The sequence below is a fragment of the Pseudomonadota bacterium genome (assembly GCA_027624955.1).
Taxonomy (GTDB): domain Bacteria; phylum Pseudomonadota; class Alphaproteobacteria; order UBA828; family UBA828; genus PTKB01.
The window spans coordinates 1-19,847 of the sequence record JAQBTG010000015.1 but is presented as its reverse complement, the minus strand read 5'-3'; the positions used below and the strand labels follow the sequence as shown (position 1 = coordinate 19,847).

Genomic DNA, 19,847 nt, shown 5'->3' with positions numbered 1-19,847 from the left:
ACCGTATAATATCAATGTCTTGAAGAATAATTGGCGCGCCGATTGATGGTTCATTTGCGCCGCCCGGCAGAGATTGCCGGGAAGATCCGTCCTCTTCGCTCTCCGGGCGGGGCAACCCCTCACTGAGACCGTTGCTCAACAACTTCTTAACCATTCGCCCGCTACATTGACCTCGTAATCTCAATGGCGAGTTGGCGAATTGCTGGCTTGGCGTCCGACGATTTAGTGGAGGATCGATCCGATGACCGATGTTTCGGCCGACGAGACGGCCGCCGATGAACCAGGCGCCACATCCAAAGGCGCGCGCGCGCGGCGGTTCAGCGGCAAGAAGTTATTCTTGTTCCTGGTGCTGCCCGCCGTCCTGGTCGTCGCTGTGATGATGGGCCTGCCGATGTTGGAAGGGGATGGGGCAGCGGAGAAGCAAGTCGAATCCGAGGGCGTCCCTGCGCATCCAACTGAGTCCTTCTACTATGATTTGCCGGACCTGCTGGTAAACCTCAACACGCAGGGCAAGCAGCCGCGCTACTTAAAATTGTCCGTCAGTTTGGAAATCCACGACGAGAAAATGATTCCGGAACTGGAGAAGCTGCTGCCGCGCATCGTCGATCGCTTCCAGGTCTATCTGCGCGAACTCAGAACCGAAGACATCAGCGGCTCCGCCGGCGTATATCGCCTGAAAGAGGAGCTGCTTGGCCGCGTCAACAAGGCGATCGAGCCGGCGACGGTCAGCGACGTCCTATTTAGGGAGATGCTAGTTCAATAATGTCTGATGCGACCGAAACAGCTGAAGAAGAGAAAGCCGCCACGTCTTCTGACGAAGCCGACGGCGCTGCCGATTGGGAATCGATGCTCGAATCCTCGGAAGATGATCTCGCGTCCGACCCAGGCTGGGGTATTGAGGCCGAAGACGGCGCCGGCGGCCAGGCCGAATCCTCAACGCGGGTATTGAATCAGAACGAAATCGACAATCTGCTCGGTTTTGACTCCGGCACCGAACGCGCCGACAAGAGTGGCATTCAAGCGATTCTCAACAGCACGCTCATATCCTATGAGCGCTTGCCGATGCTTGAGGTCGTGTACGATCGACTGGTTCGCCTGCTCACGACGAGCCTGCGCAATTTCACTTCGGACAATGTTGAAGTCACGCTCGAGAATATTACCTCGATACGCTTCGGCGATTATTTGAATTCGATTCCGTTGCCCGCGATGTTGGCGGTTTTCAACGCTCATGAATGGGACAATTACGGCCTGATGACGGTCGATAGTTCGCTGATCTATTCAGTGGTCGACGTGCTCCTTGGCGGTCGCCGGGGAACGGCGCCGATGCGTATTGAAGGGCGGCCTTACACCACGATAGAGCGCAATCTGGTCGAACGCATGTTGAACGTCGTATTGGCTGACATGAGCGTCGCTTTCGAGCCGCTGAGCCCGGTCAATTTCATCTTCGACCGGCTCGAGACCAATCCGCGCTTCGCCACTATTGCGCGGCCGGCCAACGCGGCGATTTTGATCCGCTGCCGGATCGACATGGAAGACCGTGGCGGCAAGATCGAAACGCTATTGCCCTATGCGACGTTGGAGCCAGTGCGTGACCTGCTGCTGCAAATGTTCATGGGTGAGAAATTCGGCCGCGACGCGATATGGGAATCCCATCTGGCCGAGCAAATGTTCGACACCGACATTGAAATCGAAGCCGTGCTCGACGAGCAGATCATGAGTTTGGGCACAATTGCCGAGTTAAAACTCGGCGATACGCTGATGCTATCGGCTACGCCAGAGAGTTCAGTAAAGCTACGCTGCGGCAATCTCCATATGCTGCACGGATTTATGGGTCGGCTTGCCGATAATGTGGCCGTCCGGGTCGACAGTGATATTGCAGACCGGTTGCCGACATGATGAATTTCGATTTTCTCCTCGATATTGTCATTGTGATCCTGTTGGTGACGACCATTGCTTGGTGCGTAGTTCTAAACCGCCGCCTCAGGGATCTGAGGAAAAATCAGAGCGAGTTGGCGACTCTGATCGCCGAGCTGAATTTGGCCACGTCGCGCGCCGAGAATGGCATCACCGTTCTGAAGACCAATGCCGAAGAAGCGGGTGCGACGCTGCGCACCTCGATTGATCAGGCGGAACGTCTAAATGATGATTTGGCTTATCTGTCCGAACGCGGCTCTCGCTTGGTCGAGCGCCTGGACGGACCGACGAAGCGCTCTCGCCAGACCTCATTTGCCAACGTAAATAACCCCGCTGGCGATGCTCACAAACAGTCCGGACAAAACTCTGGTAGGCGCAAAGACAGAGCTAAATCGACCCTGGACGACGGTCCCTCCGAATTTTTCGGCGAAGAAAAGCCGGCTAAATTCGAGCTTCCAGATGAAATGCCGGAATTGGGCGCCGAGACTTCGGAACGCCGCAATCTCGAAAAGAAACTGTTGAATGCCTTGCGGGCGGCGCGATGATTAACTGCGCTTTGGAGATATAGCAATGCGATTTCGCCTAAGACTTCTTCCCATCGCCATTCTGGGTGCGTTTCTCATGTTGGGTGTGCGGGTCAGCGATTTGTGGACTGATTCCGACACGCTAATCGGTGCATTTGGCATTGCTTCGAGTCTTGCCGCCGCCGAGGAAACCGTGGCTTCGGCCTCGGAAACAAAAATCGCGGCATTGCCTGAACAGAGCAACTCCGACTTCCGTTTCGAGGACTTGGATTTTGACCCCATGCTCCTTAATCGGGCCGAAATTGAATTGCTGCAAAGCCTAAACATCCGGCGACATGAGATCGAGGGACGCGAGCGGGAATTTGAGTTGCGCGAGAAAACATTGGCGGCGGCGGAGCATGGCCTGGTCGAAAAAATCGCCGAACTCAAGCGCCTGAAAACACAGGTCGAAAGCCTGCTCACCCAGCATGATGAGGAGCAGGAAGGGCGAATGCAAAGCCTTGTGAAGATCTATGAGAACATGAAGCCGAAGGATGCCGCGCGTATTTTGGCGAACCTGAACGGGGAGATATTGCTTGATGTCATCGAGCGCATGCGCGAAGCCAAAACGGCGCCGATCTTGGCGCTTCTCTCGCCTGAGAAAGCTCAGCGCCTGACCATAAACCTGGCTGAACGCAATCGCTTTTCTGATTAATCTAACCGCTCGACACGGTCCGTCCTCAGGCTTAAGACAGTTTTAGCCGCGTTCCCAGATTGTCAGTCAAGACTTCGCCGGCGACCAACCGGATAAGTGAATGAATTTATCGTTGCGCCCTGCAAGCTCCGCACCCCACTCCCAGACGCGCACCCGCGCGCGCGGGGGTTGGTTTCGTCGTCGTTGCGTTGCCGCCCTGCTCGGATTGGCCGTCACGCTCTGCCTTCCAGCTGTGCTCTCCGCCGAAACCGACGAGGCCAATGAAGCCGCCGTCCAAATTACGGTTCGGAGCGGATTGCATGACGGTTTCGCGCGCATAGTCTTCGATTGGAAACCGCTGCCGGCTTTCCAAGCCAGCGGCGAGGGGACAGTGGCGGAGATACGGTTTGACAGTCCGCTGCAGGCTGATTTCAAACGGCTCCTGGACGATTTGGATGAGTGGGTCGAGAGCGCTGAAATCCTCGATGACCACCGCACCGTCCGCCTGCATTTGCTACGCCCATTCACCTTGCGCTCCTTTACCCTTGGTAACATGGTGGTGATCGATCTGGTTGGTGCGCAACAAGGGGACGAAAGCCCTTCACAACAGAGCTCTCCCAAAACAGCGGAGAAATTGCCCGAGCCACCGGCCGATAATCAAGAATCGACTATCGCTACGGCGGGCAAATCAGCCTTCGAAGCACCGTCGACAGAGCCGTCGACCGCAGCGCCGACCGCACCGTCGACAGCAGCGCCGACCGCACCGCCGACCGCACCGTCGACCGCACCGCCGGCAGCACCGTCGATCGCACCGCCGGCAGCACCGCCGGCAGCACCGTCGATCGCACCGCCGGCAGCACCGCCGGCAGCACCGCCAATAGCATCGCCGACCGCACCGCCAACTGTACCAATTGCTGCGCCGGTAGCTTCCATCTCTGCCCCTTTTACCGCCGCGCCCCAATCTTCGGCTCTCCCGCCGGCCCCCGCGAACGTAGAGTTTTCCGCGCCGGCACCCTTGATCGCCGTGGAAAGTAAGGAATATGGCAGTTTCAGCCGACTCATTTTCGCCTGGAATGACGCGGTCGAATATGATGTTGAACGCACCGGAGAGACGGTGAGCATCTTGTTTGACGGGCCAGGAGAAATTGATCTATTGGCGTTGAGAAAGGAGCTGCCGAAGCGGTTCTTTTCCATCGACAGTGTTCAGTCGGAAGGAAAACTGCTGCTCCAGATCGGCATAGGCGAATCACTGCGGATGCGGCATTTTCAGAAAGGCAAGCGCATCGTCCTGGATGCCTTGGAGAACGCAGCCGGGGTGACGGCGAGCACGCCGACCCGGACTCCGCCGAACGTGATCGCCGTTCCGGGCAGTGCCACATTACAGCCGGAACGACCCAAAGAAAGCGGCAGCGAAAATGTCAAAGCCCATCTGCCGGCTGGAATAGCAGCGTTGAATTTGGCCGGGCTTCGTGCCGCGGCGTTAACCGCTAGAAGTAAAAACCAATCATCCACGCAATTCGAGGATGAACGGCATCCCGATGCGACGGAGCGCGCCCTCTCTGCCACGCTGCCACCGGCGCCGCCGCTCACTGTGTCTGCGGAGGCCATATCGGGCGGAATGCGATTGCGTTTGCTATGGGATCGGCGCGTCGGGGCAAGCGTCTTTCGTCGCATGGGGTATCTGTGGATGGTGTTCGATGTGCCGCGCATCGTCGATCTGAGTGCGCTTGGCATGGCTGACCGCATGACCGGAACGATCACCAGCGCCGATCAGCTGCGTGCGCCGGGCGCGACTGTTTTGCGTTTCGGTATCGCCGCCGATCTGTGGCCGCGTGTTGCGCGCAGCGGCAACACTTGGCTGGTGGAAATGACCGATGCGCCGTTGCCGCCTGCCAAGCCGCTTTTGATTCGCGCTGAGCCGTCGGCAAAAGGCGGCGCCAGGGTATTGGTCCCGACTCCCGGCGCTGGTCGGGCAATCAAGATCAATGACCCGGAGGTTGGCGACACATTGATCGTCGTGCCGGTGAGAGAGCCCGGCGTCGGCGTCAAGACAGGCCGCGCCTTCGTGCAGTTCGATATCATCGCGAGCGCGCAGGGTATTATGGCCTTCAAGACCCGCGCCGATGATGTCGCCATCGATATCAAGGTGACGGGCGTTGAAGTGACCAGCCCGCACGAGCTCTATATGTCCGCGGATGCCGTCACGAGTACGGGCCGCTTGGCCGAAATATCGGACGGTCTTGAAACCGCTATGGGGCCGTTGTTTGAATATGAGGCCTGTCGGCGTGATGATCTCGGTCAATACATTGATGCCAGGCGTCTCTTGCAGCATGCGGTTGTTTCCGCCGGAATCGAAGTGCGCACAGAGCGCCGTCTAAGCCTTGCAAACTTTCACTTCGCCCATGGTCTCGCGGAGGATGCCATCGGCGTTATTCACCGCATCGCCGAAGAAGATCCGAAATCTCTTGAACGCCCCGACTTTCTCGCCCTACGGGGCGCGACGCTCATGCTGCTCGGCCGTGCCGAGGAAGCGGCGGCCGATCTAAACCGCGAAATACTAGATGGTGATATGGATGTAACGCTGTGGCGCGCCGCGCTGACGGCAACGCGCGGCGATTGGCAGGGGGCAGATTCAGCGTTCGCCATTTCTGGCCCGGCGTTTGAGCGTTTGCCGCTCGATTTACGTGCGCGCTTTGGTCTGTTGGCGGCCCATGCGGCATTAGCGGTGGGAAATTACCACCGCGTCAACCGCTTGGTCGAGCGCATCGAGGCTGAAGCACCCAATAAGAACGATAAGATGGAAGCGCGCTACTTGCGTGCCACCGCCTATCAGCGCACTGGCAAGACCGAGGCCGCGCTTGAATATTTCGACAAATTGGCGATTGACGGCAGTCCCCCGGTACGGGCGCGCGCGGAATTGTCGCGGGTTGAGTTGATGCTGCATCTTGGTCGCATGACGCGCAGTGACGCCATTGTTGCGCTGGAACGGCTGCGCCACGCGTGGCGCGGCGATTCCTTCGAACAATTGCTGCTGCGCCGGCTCGCGGAGCTCTACCGCGAAGAGAAAAATTACCTGAATGCGCTGCAAGCCATGCGCGACGCCGTGGAGAATTTCCCACAGTCCGCAGCGGCCCCCGCAGTGAACGAGCAAATGCAGCGCATGTTCTCTGACCTCTTTATCGATGGCGGCGCCGACACGCTCTCACCGTTGACAGCACTCAGCCTCTATTACGAATTCGGCGATTTGTCGGAAGACGGTGCGGCGGGGGGACGGATTGCCGAGGGCCTAGCCAATCGGCTGGTCGATGTCGACCTTCTCGACCGCGCTGGAGAATTACTGAATCGTCAGCTCGACGCCGTCGCCGGTGTCGATAAGTCACGCATTGGTGCCCATCTAGCGATCATTCAGTTGCTCGACCAGGAGCCGGCGCACGCTCTGGATACGCTCAAACTTTCGCAAGGTGAGGGCATCGACATGCCCGTCGCGCTGAAGCAACAGCGTCGCCATCTCGAGGCCCGGGCGCTTGCGGCTGTTGGCGATGGCGATGCCGCGCTGGTGCTTCTGAAAGCCGACCAGACCCGCGATGCGGCGCTGCTGCGCGCCGACATCTATTGGCGGTCCGAGCAATGGGCTGAAGCCAGCACCGAGTTAGGCAAGGCGTTTGATCATGCCGGCGGCGATATCGCAGTGCATGAGCAGCATCTTATCATGCGCCAAGTCGTCGCGCTGATGCTGTCGGACAATACGTCTGAATTGGCCCGCTTGCGCCTCCAATATGGTGCGGGCATGGCGGAAAGCGTCTACAAAAACGCGTTCGATCTCATCACTCGCTCGAGTGATACCGATGCGGTTCCGGTTCACGAGCTGCCGAAAATCCTCGCCAACATTGAGGGCGCCGAAGCGTTCCTCAGAACCTACCGCGATTCACCGCCGACAGAAGGCGTCAACAGCGACATCGATACCAACGCCGTCAACTGAGCGGCCGTTATACCTGCGCGAAGCTGTCGACCAGACTGCTCGAGAGCAGCATCCAGCCATCCACCAGAACAAAAAATATTAGCTTGAACGGCAGTGAGATCATCACGGGTGGCAGCATCATCATGCCCATCGAGAGCAGAATGCCGGCAACCACCATGTCGATGACGAGAAACGGTATGAAGATGAGGAAGCCAATCTCAAAGGCGCGCCGCAATTCACTAATCATGAATGCCGGAACAAGAGCGCGGAGCGGCGTGTCCTCCGGGCCGGCGATTACGCCTTCGTTAGCCAGGTCAAGGAACATGGCGAGGTCCTCCTCGCGCACTTGCCGTAGCATGAACATACGGAGTGGTGCCACCGTACGGACGAACGCTTCTTCTTCAGTAATCTCCTCAGCGATAAGTGGCGCAATCCCTTCGCGATAGGATTGTTGTAGCGTCGGCATCATGATGAAGGCCGTGAGAAACAGCGAGAGACTGATGATCACCGTGTTGGGCGGAGTTTGCTGCAAGCCGATGGCACTGCGCAAAAGCGAAAAGACGACGACGATACGGGTGAATGAGGTCACGACGACGAGAATTCCAGGCGCCAGGCTGAGGATCGTTAACAAAGCGATCATGCGCAACAGCTGGCCGGTCATCGAGCCGCCCTCGCCGAAATTGAGGTTCAGCTCCTGCGCCACGCCGGCGTTGGGAAAGGCCAGCACCACCGCGCTGAAAAGCACGGCAGCCACAGTTCCCAATCCTGCCGAAAGGATAATCTTGCGGGCGCCGGCGCGCGTCATCGTGAAGCGCTTTTTCCAAATCTGGTGAGGCGAGTAACGGGTTCGTCTTCCGCCGCCTCGGCCTCGTCATCCCATTCCTGTTCTTCCTGGGCCAGCGCTGCGGCGAACTTGGTAGCGGTCGTGCCGCGCTCCTTTTTGCGCTGCCTATTGCCTTCCGTGCCGCGCTCGATAACGACTGCGGAGCCAGTGCCGGTCAGCAGAATAAGGTGCTCGGCTTGATCTCGGCGGACCAAAACCAAGCGGCGTTTCGCGTCTACCGTGCAGGATTCAATTACTGCCAGGCGACGGCTCGCGTTTTTTACACCCATGCCCGGTGCGATTCGGTTGAGAAATCCAAAGCGGCGGACCAGCCAGGCGATGAAGGCGATCATGCCGATCACCAGCACCAGCATCATGATGAAACGCAGATAGGTATCGAATCCCATGCCGGATGCGCAGGCTAGGACTTCGTCGGATTGTTGTAGGCGGAGGTGGCGTAGCGCCGTGATGAAATCTGCTTGAGCTGCTCAGAGGTTTCTCGGTGCACTCGGGCGACGGCTTCATCTAGCTGGCCCATTTCATCAAACAGCACGATCAACGCGTTGCGTTGGGTGAGTGCTTGGTCGCGCGGCAACTGCGACAAACTTTCGCCGATCTCGGCGACCACGGCGGCGAGGCCGCGCAAATCGACAGGCTGGTTGAGGGCGAGGCATTGCTGCCCGGCGCTCACATGCGCGCGCGCGTTAGCAATCAATCGCTCAACGGCGGCGAACTGGCTCACAACGAGCCCTCCGGCGCGTCCAGGTCGCTATCTCTGCCGTGCAGATAGGTCAGGATATCGGCGACGACACTCAGTGCCGCGACCGGAATGAAACTGTCCTCGTCCAGCGTAGCGAGCAGGTCGACGAGGTCTGCGTCGCCTCCTTGGCTGCTCGCGGTATCATCATCAAGTTGGGTTTCGGGAAGTTCGCTCAAGGCTTCATCCTGACTGCACCGGCAGCCCAGATGGCAGCCGTTTCTGTATCAGGAGTATCGCCTCGTTAACCTTAATTTTCGCTTAACATCCGGCGTTTTGACCGCTGCCAAGAGAGCGATTCAGCCGTCTGGCTTGGCCGTGCCGCCGGTTAGTTTTTTGCTGTCGAAGGTAGCGCCTTCGAGGGCATCGCCGGCCCGTGCCGCGTCGATGTTTTCGCGCACGACCTTCTCATGAATTTCCTTGCGCAACACGGTCGCATGTTCCGGAAAAGTGAAGCCGAGCTTTACGGTCCGCCCGCGAACTTCAACCACAGTAACTTCGATGGTGTCGTTGATCACCACCGCATCGCCAATTTTGCGCGTCAAATAGAGCATATTTTCCTGCCAAACCGATCTGCGCCAGCGAGAGTAGCGCGAATCATATAACGGTGTAAGCCCTTATGAATTTTCAAGAAATTGTTTCATGCGCGTTCGTACTTCGGGTGGAATTGATTCGGCCTTGAGCGTGGCGCTATCGCGCCGCGTCCAGGCGCTCGATTGATCGCTGATCAGGCGTGCCTGCTCGCCGCAATGCGCCCTGATCTTCACGGTGAAGGATTTGTTGCCGAGGCGTGAGACCGCCAGACTAAAATCCAACATATCGCCCAGCCTGCTCGGCGCCGGAAATGTTGCCGCCACATTTAGGAGCGGCACGGCACGGATGCCGTCCTCAAAAAACTTGCGATAGGGTAGTTCGAGGGCAGCGGCGAACCATTCCTCCACCAGATCATTGGTCATGACGAAGTAGCGCGGAAAATAGACGATTCCGGCTGGGTCGGTATCGGCGAAGCGGACCCGCCGCGACATGTGAAATAACGCCATAAGTTTTCCGTGAGTTTTCCGCAAGTTTTCTGTGCGTCGCGCCTTAGAGATGGTTGGCGCGGTACCAATCGTTGATCTCGCTGCCGGTCGGGTGCCAGACGTGATCATGCCCGGCAATATATTTGAGCGCCGCCGAAATATGCTTCCAGCGAAACGGCTGGCCGGCAATAAAAGTGTGCAGGCAAATCGGCAGAACGCGAGCATTGTCCGCGCCTTCCTCATAGAGTACGTCAAATTGATCCCGGATCATCTGCCCCATGTCCTCGCCCGTCGCGCCAAAATAAAGCGCGAGCGGCAGATCGTTACACTCCACCGAATAGGGCATTGAAATCAGGCTGCCGGATTTGACGTTCATCTTGAATGGCTGGTCGTCGCAGCAAAAATCACAGAGATATTCGATGCCCGCTTCGGCCAGCAGGTCGGGCGTGTTGTAAGTTTCGGAAACATATGGCCCGAGCCAACCTTTGGGCCGGGTGCCGGTGGATTTTTCGAGCGCTGCCACAACATCGTTGATCAAGCTGCGCTCGGCATCTTCTTCGAGGCCGGGAAGCAATTGCGAATTGTTGTGGCCATGGCCCATCCATTCCCAGCCGCGCTTGTTGCCCTCTTCGACAATTTCGGGATATTCCCGACAGACTTCGCTGTTTAGGCAAACGGTTGCGCGCATGCCGCATTTGTCCAAGCCCTCCATCATGCGCCAAATGCCGACCCGGTTGCCGTAATCGCGCCAACCATAGTTGAGCACGTCAGGTTCGAAGCTGGTGGTCGCTGACGACAACGCCGTGCCCGGTAAATTCTCGGGAAAATGTTCGATATTGATGTACGGCAATACCGCCACGCGGGCGCCGTCGGGAAAGCGCAGCTTCTCGCGCCGCGAGATGGGGCTGTACGGATAGCGTTTGGTCTGGGTCAACATGATCGCGTCCTTTGCTGGGTTTGGCGCGTCAGGCGTGGCCGGTGCGCGCCAGAAATTTGAAGTAACGGTCCTGCTGGGCGCGTAAATCAGTCATCTCCTGGTCGCTGAACCAGCGGCTGAAATCCATCCCCGCCACCGGATAAACCGCGCGTTGGAACTGGCTTTTTTGGTCCATCGGCACGGTCGCATCGATGCCGAGGCCGCCATCGGCAACCGAAATCTGCCCGGTTTTCAGCTCCGAAGGCTGAAACGCCTGACCGCGGCCATATTCGTTGTAAACCACAACATCGCGGCGCGGGCTGACGCGCGATTCGATCGCCCACAGCACGTCTTCGGGCTCCCAAATATCGATATCCTCATCGACCACCACACAAAGCCGCAGGCCGCGATGCACGGTCATGATGGCGCCCATGATATTGCGCTGCATGCCTTCGTCGCTGCGCTTCTGCTTCTTGACCTGAACGACGATGCCGCCCCAGGTGGTGAGGCCGGTAAACCCGGCGACATCTTGCACGAAGCCCGGCGCCATGCGCTCGCACATCTCATAAATCGAGGCGCAGACAAACGGGATGGTGTACCAGATGGCGCCGAAATGCGGGGTGTAGTAGAGCGGCTTGTTGCTGCGATGGGTGATGGCAGTGAGTTCGAACGCGCGCGGCGTGCGGTAGGCGCGGCCCATATAGCGCGCCCATTCCGGATGCAGCGGCGCTTCGCCCTGGCGGCCGAGCTGTTCGGCCTGGTCAGTTTCCCACACCCGTTCGCCCTCGATCACATAACCCTCCAACACCCATTCCGATTGGGCGATGGCATAGGCGTCCACCGTCTTGGCCTTGACCAGGTCGATGGCCGAGCCCTGAAGCGCGCCGGCCATGCCGATCTTATCGGTCTGGCCGGGAAAGATCACCGGATTGAGCGTGCCGACCGCCATCAGCTCGGCGCCGATGGGCGGGCTGCAATTGACGGTGACGGGGATTTTCTTGCCCGGATGGCGCTGGCACACAACGTCGCCTTGGCCGCCCGGCACCATGTTGATAGAGGCGTATTGCTGATTGTCGCGGAACGCCATGCGGTACATCGAGATCGTGTTGCCGCCGTCCGGCACCCACGGCGCTCCAATCAAGTGGCAGCCTGAGCCGAAGATGCGCCCGCCATCCTCGTGGGTGTGGAGGACAATCGGCAGAATATCGGTAACGCGGTCGATATCGCTCGCCAGAATAACCGTTTCCTGTACCGGCGCGTCGTCACTCTCGACATAGTTGGCTTCGATCGGGTTGCGGTAGGCATCCAGAATCTTGTGCTTGATGTCTTTATACTCGTCGACACCGAACAGCTTGGCGGTGCGCTCAGGCGTGGCGTAGAGGTTGGAATACATGCGCGCGTTGGGGTAGTTCTTGATGTTCTCTGCCAGCAGCGCCTTTGAGCCGTCGAACGCTTTGGTGATGGCCGTCATCTCGATCACCGGATCGACCTCGTTTTTGATCGTATGCACTTCGTCGCCGAGCCAATCGAGTGTTGTCCGCAAGCTTTTGAGCGCTTCGATACGCCCCGTCTCTCCACCGTTCGCTGATTTCGTCACGCTGTTGCCTCTTCTTAAATTGATTGCTTTGCCGCTTTGCGCTGCTCGAAGGAAACTATCAATGTGGCCGGGGGCGCGTAAAGGCTCGGGTTGTTGGCCGGGTCTACCATTCTAGATCGAGGGCGCGGGTGAGGAATTCGTTGAGTGGCGCTGTGGTTTCGCAGAATTTGGCGAAGCGCACGATGAAATCAGAGGTGAGCGCGTCTTCCTCAGTGGTCGTTACGGCAAGGATGAAATCTTTGCGTTTCAAATCCTCGATCAACGGATGCTCCGGATCGTAGCCGCGCGGCGGGCGTTTTAGGCTGTCGCCGACCAATTCGCACCCGGCGGCGCTGAGCGCTTTGGCGTTTGCCAGGCGCTTCCAAAGCTTCGGGTCGGCCACCATCGCTTCGCGAATTTTGCCAAGAGTCGAGCTATCCGGGTGCCAGATTCCGGCGCCCATGAACACATTGCCCGGCTCCATATGGAGGTAAAAACCCGGCGTATGGGCATCCTTGGCGCGGACATGGCGGAAATGCGCGCCAGCATGGGTTTTATATGGCGTTTTGTCTTTGGCGAAGCGCTTGTCACGGTGAATGCGAAAGAGCGAGCCGCCGATAGGCCGCGCATCGGCCAGGAAATGCTCGCTGATTTTCTCCAAATGCGGCGCGAATTCCTCGATGAAGCGCAGCATCGGGCCGCGCAACTCTGATTCATAGCGGGGCTTGTTGGCCTTGAACCAGGGCCGCTCATTGTGCTTTTTCAAATCGCGTAAATATTTGAACAGCGACGGCTCAAAGCGGAAATTTTCGCTCATAACGACTTGCTTCCCCAACTTCCGAGGCGGGGCTTGCCCGCCCGCGTATGCTGTAGTTCTATCCTGATCCAACCGCGCATGGGAGATATTTTGCAAAAGGTCGTGATCGGAATAACCGGGGCCAGCGGGGCCGTCTTGGGCGTGCGCACGCTCGAAGCCTTCGCTGCTGCCGGGGTCGAGACTCACCTTGTCGTCAGCAAATGGGGCCAGCAGACGCTCGAGCATGAGACCGCGCTCAAGCTTGATGATCTTCGCGCCAGAGCGACTCAGCTCTATGGTTCCGGCGATATGGCGGCTGCGATTTCTTCGGGCTCGTTCCGCACCATGGGCATGGTGATCGCACCCTGTTCGATGCACAGCCTAGCGGCGATTTCTCTCGGCATGGGTGAAAATTTGGTGCACCGGGCGGCGGATGTCATGCTCAAGGAACGCTTGCCACTAGTGCTGGTGCCGCGCGAGACGCCGCTCAACGACATTCATTTGGAGAACATGCTGCGCCTGAGCCGCATGGGGGTGCGCATCCTGCCGCCCAACCCGGCATTCTATAATCATCCCGAAAGCATCGAGGACATCGTGGATCACATCGTTTCACGCATCCTCGACCAGTTCGGGGTTGCCGCAGATTTTTCACGGCGCTGGGATGGCTCGATGCGGCGCGCGCAGTAATTTAGGAAACTATTCAGCGATTTAGAGAGGAATACGGAAGTGGCGAACAAAACGAGCAAGGCTAAAAGCAAGAGAATAGGCTGGGGAATTATCGGTTCAAGCGGCTGGGCCGAACATACTTTCTCGCCGGCGATTGAAGCGGCGAGGGGGTCGGAGCTGCGCGCGGTTCTAGCCTCAACCCGGAAAAAAGCAGAAGATTTTTGTTCGCGCCACGGCATTGAGGGCGGCTATTCCAAGCTGGCTGATTTCGTCGCCGACAAATCTATCGATGCGGTGTGGATTTGCGGGCCCAACAACATGCACAAAGCGCACGCCGTGGCGGCGCTGGCCGCTGGCAAGCATGTGCTGTGCGAGAAGCCGATGGCGATCTCGCCGGCCGACTGCCGGGCGATGATGGCTGCCGCCAAAAAGGCGGGCCGCAAATTGCAAATCGCCTACAACACGCGCCATCACCCCAAACTCCAGGCGGTCCAGAAAGATTGGATGGCCGGGCGCTACGGCAAGCCGGTACATGGTCGCTGCCATCTCTACTATCCCTATCCGGTCAAGCTCGGCGGCTGGCATTCGCGCGATAAAGAGGTCGGCGCCTGGGTTTATGGCGATATCGGCACACATTTGATTGACCAATTACGCTGGTTTCTTGGTGACGCTAAAAAGGTGATGGCGGCGCATAGTTCGAGCCCAAGCTGGGGCTACAGCACCCCCGATCACACGGCGGCGATGATATCCTTCAAGAATGGCTCGGTCGGTTCGCTGACGGCCTCGACCGGTCTTGCGCCGGGCAAGGCGCGCCTCGAATTTTACGCCGAGAATGGCTATGTCATTGTCGAAAATGGTTTGCTCGGGCTTGAAGGATCGCTCACCACAGGCCTCAAGAATGGTAAGGAGCGGACGGTCAAGTTGCCCGCGACCCCGACCTATAAGCTTCAGGTTGAGGCGTTCGGGCGCCACATTTCAAGCGGCGCGCCGTTTCCACTGACGCCCGAAGATGGTTTGGCCAATGTACAATTGATCAGCCAAGCACGCGGCTGGTAAGTCGCGCATTTGGCAGCAACAGCAAAAAAAATTAGGTGACATTCATGGCGTCGGACGAAATGCATTATCTCACTCTTCTCGAAGCCGGGCGGAAAATAAGCAGCGGCGAGATTTCTTCGCTCGAGCTGACTGAAACGATGCTGGCCCGCGTTGAAAAGCTCAACGCCAGCCTGCACCCCTATGTGACGGTTCTCGGAGAAACGGCCCGGGCCGAGGCAAAACACGCCGACGCCGAGTTGGCGCGCGGCGAGACGCGCGGGCCGATGCATGGCGTGCCAATTGCGGTAAAGGATTTGATGGCCATTGCGGGCGTGCGCACCAGTGCCGGCATGCCGATTCTCAAGGACCGCAAGCCGGATCACGATGCCACCGTGGTGACGCGTCTGCGCGCCGCCGGCGCGGTCATTCTCGGCAAGCTCGAACTGACCGAAGGTGCCTATGCGGCACACCATCCGGATATCACCGATCCAGTGAACCCGTGGAACGCCGATTATTGGCCCGGCGTCTCGTCGAGCGGCTCCGGCGTTGCCACCGCCGCCGGACTCTGTTTCGGCTCGCTTGGCACCGATACCGGCGGCTCGATCCGCTTTCCTTCGCTCGCCTGCGGCGTGGTCGGGCTGAAGCCGACCTGGGGGCGGGTGAGCCGGTATGGCGTCTATCCGCTGTCAGAAACGCTCGATCATATCGGCCCCATGACACGCAGCGTCGGCGATGCGGCGGCGATGCTGGGCGCACTTGCTGGCGTCGATGCGCAAGACCCGACGTCTCTCACCGCCGAGGTGCCGGACTATCTCGCTGCGCTGGCGGATGGCATGCGCGGGCTCAGAATTGGCGTCGACGAACAATTTAACAGCAGCGGTGTCGATGCTGCGGTGACCGACGCGCTGAACACTGCGATCAATGTTCTGCGCGGCGAAGGTGCGCAGATTCAGGCGGTGACGATGCCGCCGCATGATGACGTCGTCGACAGCTGGATACCGATCTGCTCCGCCGAGGCAGCGCTGGGGCACAGCGAAACCTATCCGTCGCGGGCGAGTGAATATGGCCCGGTCATGGGCGGCTTGCTGGAAACCGGTGTCGCTCTCAGCGGTGCCGATTACGCGCGCGCGACCATCCATCGTCGGAATTACAGTGGCCAGTTGGCAAAATTATTCGACGACGTTGATCTTATCGCTGCGCCATCCATGCTCGTGCCGACGCCTCGCCTGGACGGCATGGATGAATTGTTGGGCGCGCCCGGCGCGTTGGAGCGGCTGATCCGTTTCACCTCACCCTTCGACCATAGCGGTAGCCCAACCTTGTCTTTGCCTTGTGGCTTTACAGAAGCGGGAACGCCGCTTGGCTTTCAACTAATCGGCCGGCATCTCGGCGAGGGAGTTCTCCTGCGGGCCGGACACGCCTTCGAGCGCGCGACGGTGTGGAACGATCGCCACCCGAATGTTTAGCCCATACCCCCGAAGGATTAACCCATAACAAAGGACACTGCCTTGATTGCTTGTCGAAGTGCCGCTGAAATTGCCGCTGCCGTTGCCGCAGGAGAGAGCACTGCGCTTGCCGAGACAGAGTTGGCTTTGTCCCGTGTCGCGGCGCGTGAAGACAGCGTCCATGCATGGCGATTTATCGATCCGGAATTGGCCCGCAGCAAAGCCCGCGCTGTCGACGCGGCGGCGCTGAAGGGTCCGCTCGCGGGCGCCGGTGTTGGCCTGAAGGACATCATCGACACCGCCGATATGCCGACCGAAAATGGCGTCGACACCGATAAGGGACGGCAGCCAACGCAAGACGCTACGGCGGTCACGCGTCTGATGGCGGCCGGCGCGGTGATCATCGGCAAGACCGTGACCACCGAATGCGCCTTTCTCACGCCGCGCGAGACGGTTAACCCGCATGATCCAGAACGCACGCCGGGCGGCTCGTCGATGGGCTCGGGTGCGGCGGTCGGCGGTGGCATGGTGCCGCTCGCGCTCGGCAGTCAAACCGTGGGCTCGGTGTTGCGTCCGGCGTCGTTCTGCGGCGCCTGGGCGATGAAGCCGACCTGGGGCCTTTTGCCACGCAGCGGTATGATGGCGCTCTCACACATACTCGATCATATCGGCGTCTATGGCCGCTCAGCCCGCGATTTGGCGCTTATCATCGATGCGCTCTCGGGCGATGATGGAAAAGACCCGGCCAGCCAAGGGGTGAAGCCGAGCCGCCTTGCCGCCGGCCTGAGTGGGCAGCCGGTGGCCAAACCGCGCTTTGTCATGTTGCGCGATTATGCGTGGCCGGACCTTGAGCCCTCGAGTGTGAAATTGTTCACAGACTTGGCTGATCGCCTGGGCGCGCCGGTTGTCGAGATGCCGCCGCTTTATGACGATATCTTCGATGTCGCGCAGGATGTTATGGCGCGCGATGCGGCGTATAATCTTGGCGAGCGCTGGCGCACCGCCAGCGAGTTGATTTCACCGGGTCTGCGCGAATGGTTCGTGCGCGGCTACTCACTGAGCGCGGATAAATACCTCTCCCGCATCGACGCGCTACAGAAAATGCGCATGGCGTTTCCCGCCGTGATCGGAGATTTCGACGCCGCCATCGCGCCGGTGACGGCCGGCGAGGCGCCGAAGGATTTGAGCAACACCGGCAATCCCAAATTCTGCCTGCCATGGACCACGATCGGCGTGCCGGCGATCAGCGTACCCGCGCTCAAAGGCCCAGCTGGCATGCCCGTCGGCGTACAAGTGATCGGCCGCCGCGGCGCCGATCTGGAGACTCTCCGCGCTGCGCAATGGCTCGGCGAGGAACTCGGCGCCGAGATGGTGTAGCAGCGTCAGACGGCAAACGCGATGAGCGCCATCGATCCCGCCAGTATGGACGGCTATCGTCCGCTTCTGCGCGGGCGTCGTCATATGGCCGTGGCCGGCCATTACCTTGCCGCCCAGGCCGCCTTAAAAATATTGGAAGCGGGCGGAAATGCCGTCGATGCCGGCGTCGCCGGCGGTCTCGTTCTCAATGTGGTGCATAGCGAATATGTAAACTTTGCCGGCGTGGCACCAATCATGATCTACCGCGCCGAGTCACGCAGGGTCGAGACCATCAGTGGCCTCGGGCCGTGGCCCGCAGCCATGTCGCCTGATCTGTTCCAACGTGAATATGGCGGAGAAATTCCCGAAGGAGTATTGCGCACCGTGGTGCCCGCCGCACCTTGCGCCTGGATCAGCGCGCTTCAGCGCCATGGCACGATCAGCTTTGCCGAGGCCGCCGCTCAAGCCATTGAGTTCGCCGCCCAGGGCTTTGTGATGTATCCTTTCATGGCCAATATTCTGGCCCAGCATGAGGCGGATTATGCGCGCTGGCCATCGAGCGCCGAAATTTATCTGCCCGGCGGCGCACCGCCCAAGGTCGGCGACGTGTTCGTTCAACGCGATCTTGCGGCGAGCCTCAGCTACATGGCGGAAGAAGAGCAGGCGGCGGCCGGGAAGGGACGTGTAGCCGGCCTGGAGGCGGCGCGCGATGCCTTTTACTGCGGCGACCTCGCGCAAAAAATTCTCGGCTACCATCGCGAAAATGGCGGCCTCCTATCGGCCACCGACCTGGGCGAATTCAGAAGCGCGGTCGAAGCGCCGGTGCGCCAGCGGTTCCTCGATAGCGATATCTATACCTGCGGCGCGTGGTGCCAGGGGCCGGTCTTGGCGCAGACACTATCACTGCTCAATACAGACGCGTTGCACACCATGGGGCACAATACACCGGCCTATATTCACCATTTGTGCGAGGCGCTGAAACTCGCCTTCGAAGACCGCGAGCGTTATTACGGCGATCCGCGCTTCGTCGATGTGCCACTGGAGCGTCTGCTGTCGCCAGATTATGCAGCGGCGCGACGCGCCCTCATCGACGCCGGACGGGCGCGTGAGGAAAGCCGTCCGGCCAGCGCCGATGAGCCGCCGCTACCGCGCGATACCTCATATATTTGCGTCATCGACAAAGACGGCAACGCATTCTCCGCCACGCCGAGCGATGTGTCCTACGACACGCCGGTGATCCCCGGCACCGGTTTCTGCCCGTCATCGCGTGGCTCGCAATCCTGGGCCGATCCGGCGCACCCGTCCGCCGTCGCGCCCGGCAAGCGCCCGCGCCTCACGCCCAATCCGGCTATGGCGATCCGCGCCGGCGAATTCGTCATGCCATTCGGCACGCCGGGCGGCGATGTGCAATGCCAAGCGATGCTCCAGGTGCTGATGAATATCTTGCTCTTCGGCATGAACCCGCAAGCAGCCGTAGAGGCGCCGCGCTTTGCCACCTACAGTTTTCCCAATTCCTTCGCCCCGCATGATTGCTATCCGGCGCGGTTGAATTTGGAAGCGCGCATCGCTCCGCAAGTGGAAACTGAATTGGCGGCGCGGGGGCATGACGTTCGGATGTGGCCGGAATGGAGCCCGCTTTCCGGCGCGGTGTGCTTAATATATCAGGATCTTGAGCGTCGCACTCTGGCTGGCGCTGCTGATCCGCGCCGCCCGGCGATGGCGGCCGGGCGCTAGGCAGCAGACCTCAGGTCGAGAACAATCTTCACCGCATGCGTGCGGTTGGCCGCGCCGAGTTTGCGCAAAATCCCCTTCATATGGAGTTTCACCGTGACCACCTGAAGGTTGAGGACAGTGGCGATTTCTTTGTTCGATTTACCTTCGATGAGCTGTTCGAGTACTTCGGTCTCGCGCGGCGTGAGGCCGCGCAGCGGGCTGTCGCGCGGCACATCGTCGCCACTTGCGGCGCTGCCGGCTTCGTCATAGAGCGCTGAGGGGATGAACTTCTCGCCCGACATGACGAGGCGCAGCGCGTTCAGCATGGCATCACCGCCGAGCGTCTTGGGTAAATAGCCGTTTGCGCCATGCTCGAGCGCGTTCGTCATGTCCTGGCGGCGGATCGATCCCGAAAGCATCACGATCGGCGTATCGGGATAGCTTTTGCGCATCGCGTCGAGGCCATCGAAGCCCGAGCCTCCCGGCATGTTGAGGTCGAGGATAATCAGATCAAGCATCGCCGTGCCGGCGGCTATTTCGGCTGCCTGGTCATAGGTCTCGGCTTGCAGAACTTCGACTTCGTCGTCGAGACGCAAGCAGTAGAAAGCTAGCCCGGATTATTCATGACGGCCACCGGATTTGAGCGGGGCGAGCGGTAGCGGCCGGGTTTCCGACG

Annotated in this window: 22 protein-coding genes; 10 read left to right on the top strand and 12 right to left on the bottom strand. The window is 59.5% G+C overall.

Translation table 11 applies throughout. From position 1 onward, the window contains the following. The first annotated feature begins 241 nt into the window (after nt 1-241). Genes O3A94_07620 through O3A94_07605 form a run of 4 tightly spaced genes read left to right on the top strand, consistent with a single transcriptional unit; the run spans nt 242 to nt 3,132 of the window. Complete coding sequence (locus tag O3A94_07620; GenBank protein ID MDA1356122.1) at nt 242-763, top strand: flagellar basal body-associated FliL family protein; 522 nt, start codon at nt 242-244, stop codon at nt 761-763. Continuing rightward, on the top strand, nt 763-1,896 hold the full coding sequence (fliM, locus tag O3A94_07615) for a flagellar motor switch protein FliM (protein ID MDA1356121.1): 1,134 nt from the start codon (nt 763-765) through the stop codon (nt 1,894-1,896). Before O3A94_07620 ends, fliM begins: the two co-directional genes overlap by 1 nt. Next, nucleotides 1,893-2,459 carry a DUF6468 domain-containing protein gene (locus O3A94_07610; protein ID MDA1356120.1) on the top strand — a complete coding sequence of 189 codons (567 nt, stop codon included), beginning with the start codon at nt 1,893-1,895 and terminating at the stop codon, nt 2,457-2,459. Before fliM ends, O3A94_07610 begins: the two co-directional genes overlap by 4 nt. A gap of 25 nt (nt 2,460-2,484) precedes the next feature. Then, entirely contained in the window at nt 2,485-3,132 is a 648-nt protein-coding gene (locus O3A94_07605) for a hypothetical protein (GenBank protein ID MDA1356119.1), read from the top strand. Between the two features lie 106 nt (nt 3,133-3,238). On the opposite strand, the gene O3A94_07600 is transcribed toward O3A94_07605, so the two are convergent. Then, nucleotides 3,239-3,622 (bottom strand): hypothetical protein, encoded by a 384-nt coding sequence (locus tag O3A94_07600; GenBank protein ID MDA1356118.1) that lies wholly within the window; start codon nt 3,620-3,622, stop codon nt 3,239-3,241. Nucleotides 3,623-3,768: 146 nt separating this feature from the next. Beyond that, complete coding sequence (locus O3A94_07595; GenBank protein ID MDA1356117.1) at nt 3,769-4,173, bottom strand: hypothetical protein; 405 nt, start codon at nt 4,171-4,173, stop codon at nt 3,769-3,771. 52 nt (nt 4,174-4,225) lie between these two features. On the opposite strand from O3A94_07595, the gene O3A94_07590 reads away from it, so the two are divergent. Continuing rightward, on the top strand, nt 4,226-7,090 hold the full coding sequence (locus O3A94_07590) for a tetratricopeptide repeat protein (protein ID MDA1356116.1): 2,865 nt from the start codon (nt 4,226-4,228) through the stop codon (nt 7,088-7,090). 7 nt (nt 7,091-7,097) lie between these two features. Here O3A94_07590 and fliP read toward each other — a convergent pair whose 3' ends face one another. The 9 genes from fliP to O3A94_07545 form a co-directional block, all read right to left on the bottom strand. Further along, nucleotides 7,098-7,874, bottom strand: coding sequence for a flagellar type III secretion system pore protein FliP (gene fliP / locus O3A94_07585; protein ID MDA1356115.1), 777 nt, complete (start codon nt 7,872-7,874; stop codon nt 7,098-7,100). Further along, nucleotides 7,871-8,299 (bottom strand): flagellar biosynthetic protein FliO, encoded by a 429-nt coding sequence (locus O3A94_07580; GenBank protein ID MDA1356114.1) that lies wholly within the window; start codon nt 8,297-8,299, stop codon nt 7,871-7,873. Before O3A94_07580 ends, fliP begins: the two co-directional genes overlap by 4 nt. 14 nt (nt 8,300-8,313) lie before the next feature. Continuing rightward, on the bottom strand, nt 8,314-8,634 hold the full coding sequence (locus tag O3A94_07575) for a hypothetical protein (protein MDA1356113.1): 321 nt from the start codon (nt 8,632-8,634) through the stop codon (nt 8,314-8,316). Then, nucleotides 8,631-8,828: a hypothetical protein gene (locus tag O3A94_07570; protein MDA1356112.1), complete on the bottom strand. Its 198-nt coding sequence runs from the start codon at nt 8,826-8,828 to the stop codon at nt 8,631-8,633. Before O3A94_07570 ends, O3A94_07575 begins: the two co-directional genes overlap by 4 nt. A 120-nt stretch (nt 8,829-8,948) precedes the next feature. Further along, nucleotides 8,949-9,203 carry a carbon storage regulator gene (locus tag O3A94_07565; protein MDA1356111.1) on the bottom strand — a complete coding sequence of 85 codons (255 nt, stop codon included), beginning with the start codon at nt 9,201-9,203 and terminating at the stop codon, nt 8,949-8,951. A 63-nt stretch (nt 9,204-9,266) separates the two neighbouring features. Beyond that, the gene (locus O3A94_07560; GenBank protein MDA1356110.1) at nt 9,267-9,674 is read right to left on the bottom strand and encodes a thioesterase family protein; all 408 of its coding nucleotides are present in this window, start codon (nt 9,672-9,674) and stop codon (nt 9,267-9,269) included. Between the two features lie 58 nt (nt 9,675-9,732). Continuing rightward, the gene (locus O3A94_07555; GenBank protein MDA1356109.1) at nt 9,733-10,605 is read right to left on the bottom strand and encodes a polysaccharide deacetylase family protein; all 873 of its coding nucleotides are present in this window, start codon (nt 10,603-10,605) and stop codon (nt 9,733-9,735) included. A 28-nt stretch (nt 10,606-10,633) separates the two neighbouring features. After that, nucleotides 10,634-12,181, bottom strand: a complete 1,548-nt coding sequence (locus O3A94_07550; protein MDA1356108.1) for a UbiD family decarboxylase — start codon at nt 12,179-12,181, stop codon at nt 10,634-10,636. Between the two features lie 103 nt (nt 12,182-12,284). Then, the gene (locus tag O3A94_07545) at nt 12,285-12,977 is read right to left on the bottom strand and encodes a DUF2461 domain-containing protein (protein MDA1356107.1); all 693 of its coding nucleotides are present in this window, start codon (nt 12,975-12,977) and stop codon (nt 12,285-12,287) included. Nucleotides 12,978-13,055: 78 nt separating this feature from the next. Here O3A94_07545 and O3A94_07540 point away from each other — a divergent pair, with 78 nt between their 5' ends. From O3A94_07540 to O3A94_07520, 5 genes are read left to right on the top strand one after another with little or no spacing between them, the layout of a single operon-like run. Next, nucleotides 13,056-13,643, top strand: coding sequence for a UbiX family flavin prenyltransferase (locus tag O3A94_07540; protein ID MDA1356106.1), 588 nt, complete (start codon nt 13,056-13,058; stop codon nt 13,641-13,643). A 39-nt stretch (nt 13,644-13,682) separates the two neighbouring features. After that, nucleotides 13,683-14,678: a Gfo/Idh/MocA family oxidoreductase gene (locus O3A94_07535; protein MDA1356105.1), complete on the top strand. Its 996-nt coding sequence runs from the start codon at nt 13,683-13,685 to the stop codon at nt 14,676-14,678. Between the two features lie 44 nt (nt 14,679-14,722). Then, nucleotides 14,723-16,123 carry an amidase gene (locus O3A94_07530; protein MDA1356104.1) on the top strand — a complete coding sequence of 467 codons (1,401 nt, stop codon included), beginning with the start codon at nt 14,723-14,725 and terminating at the stop codon, nt 16,121-16,123. Nucleotides 16,124-16,165: 42 nt separating this feature from the next. Then, the gene (locus tag O3A94_07525) at nt 16,166-17,479 is read left to right on the top strand and encodes an amidase (GenBank protein MDA1356103.1); all 1,314 of its coding nucleotides are present in this window, start codon (nt 16,166-16,168) and stop codon (nt 17,477-17,479) included. Between the two features lie 21 nt (nt 17,480-17,500). Then, on the top strand, nt 17,501-19,192 hold the full coding sequence (locus O3A94_07520) for a gamma-glutamyltransferase (GenBank protein ID MDA1356102.1): 1,692 nt from the start codon (nt 17,501-17,503) through the stop codon (nt 19,190-19,192). Here O3A94_07520 and O3A94_07515 read toward each other — a convergent pair. Further along, complete coding sequence (locus O3A94_07515; protein MDA1356101.1) at nt 19,189-19,767, bottom strand: response regulator transcription factor; 579 nt, start codon at nt 19,765-19,767, stop codon at nt 19,189-19,191. The genes O3A94_07520 and O3A94_07515 overlap by 4 nt on opposite strands. Nucleotides 19,768-19,847 lie beyond the last annotated feature (80 nt).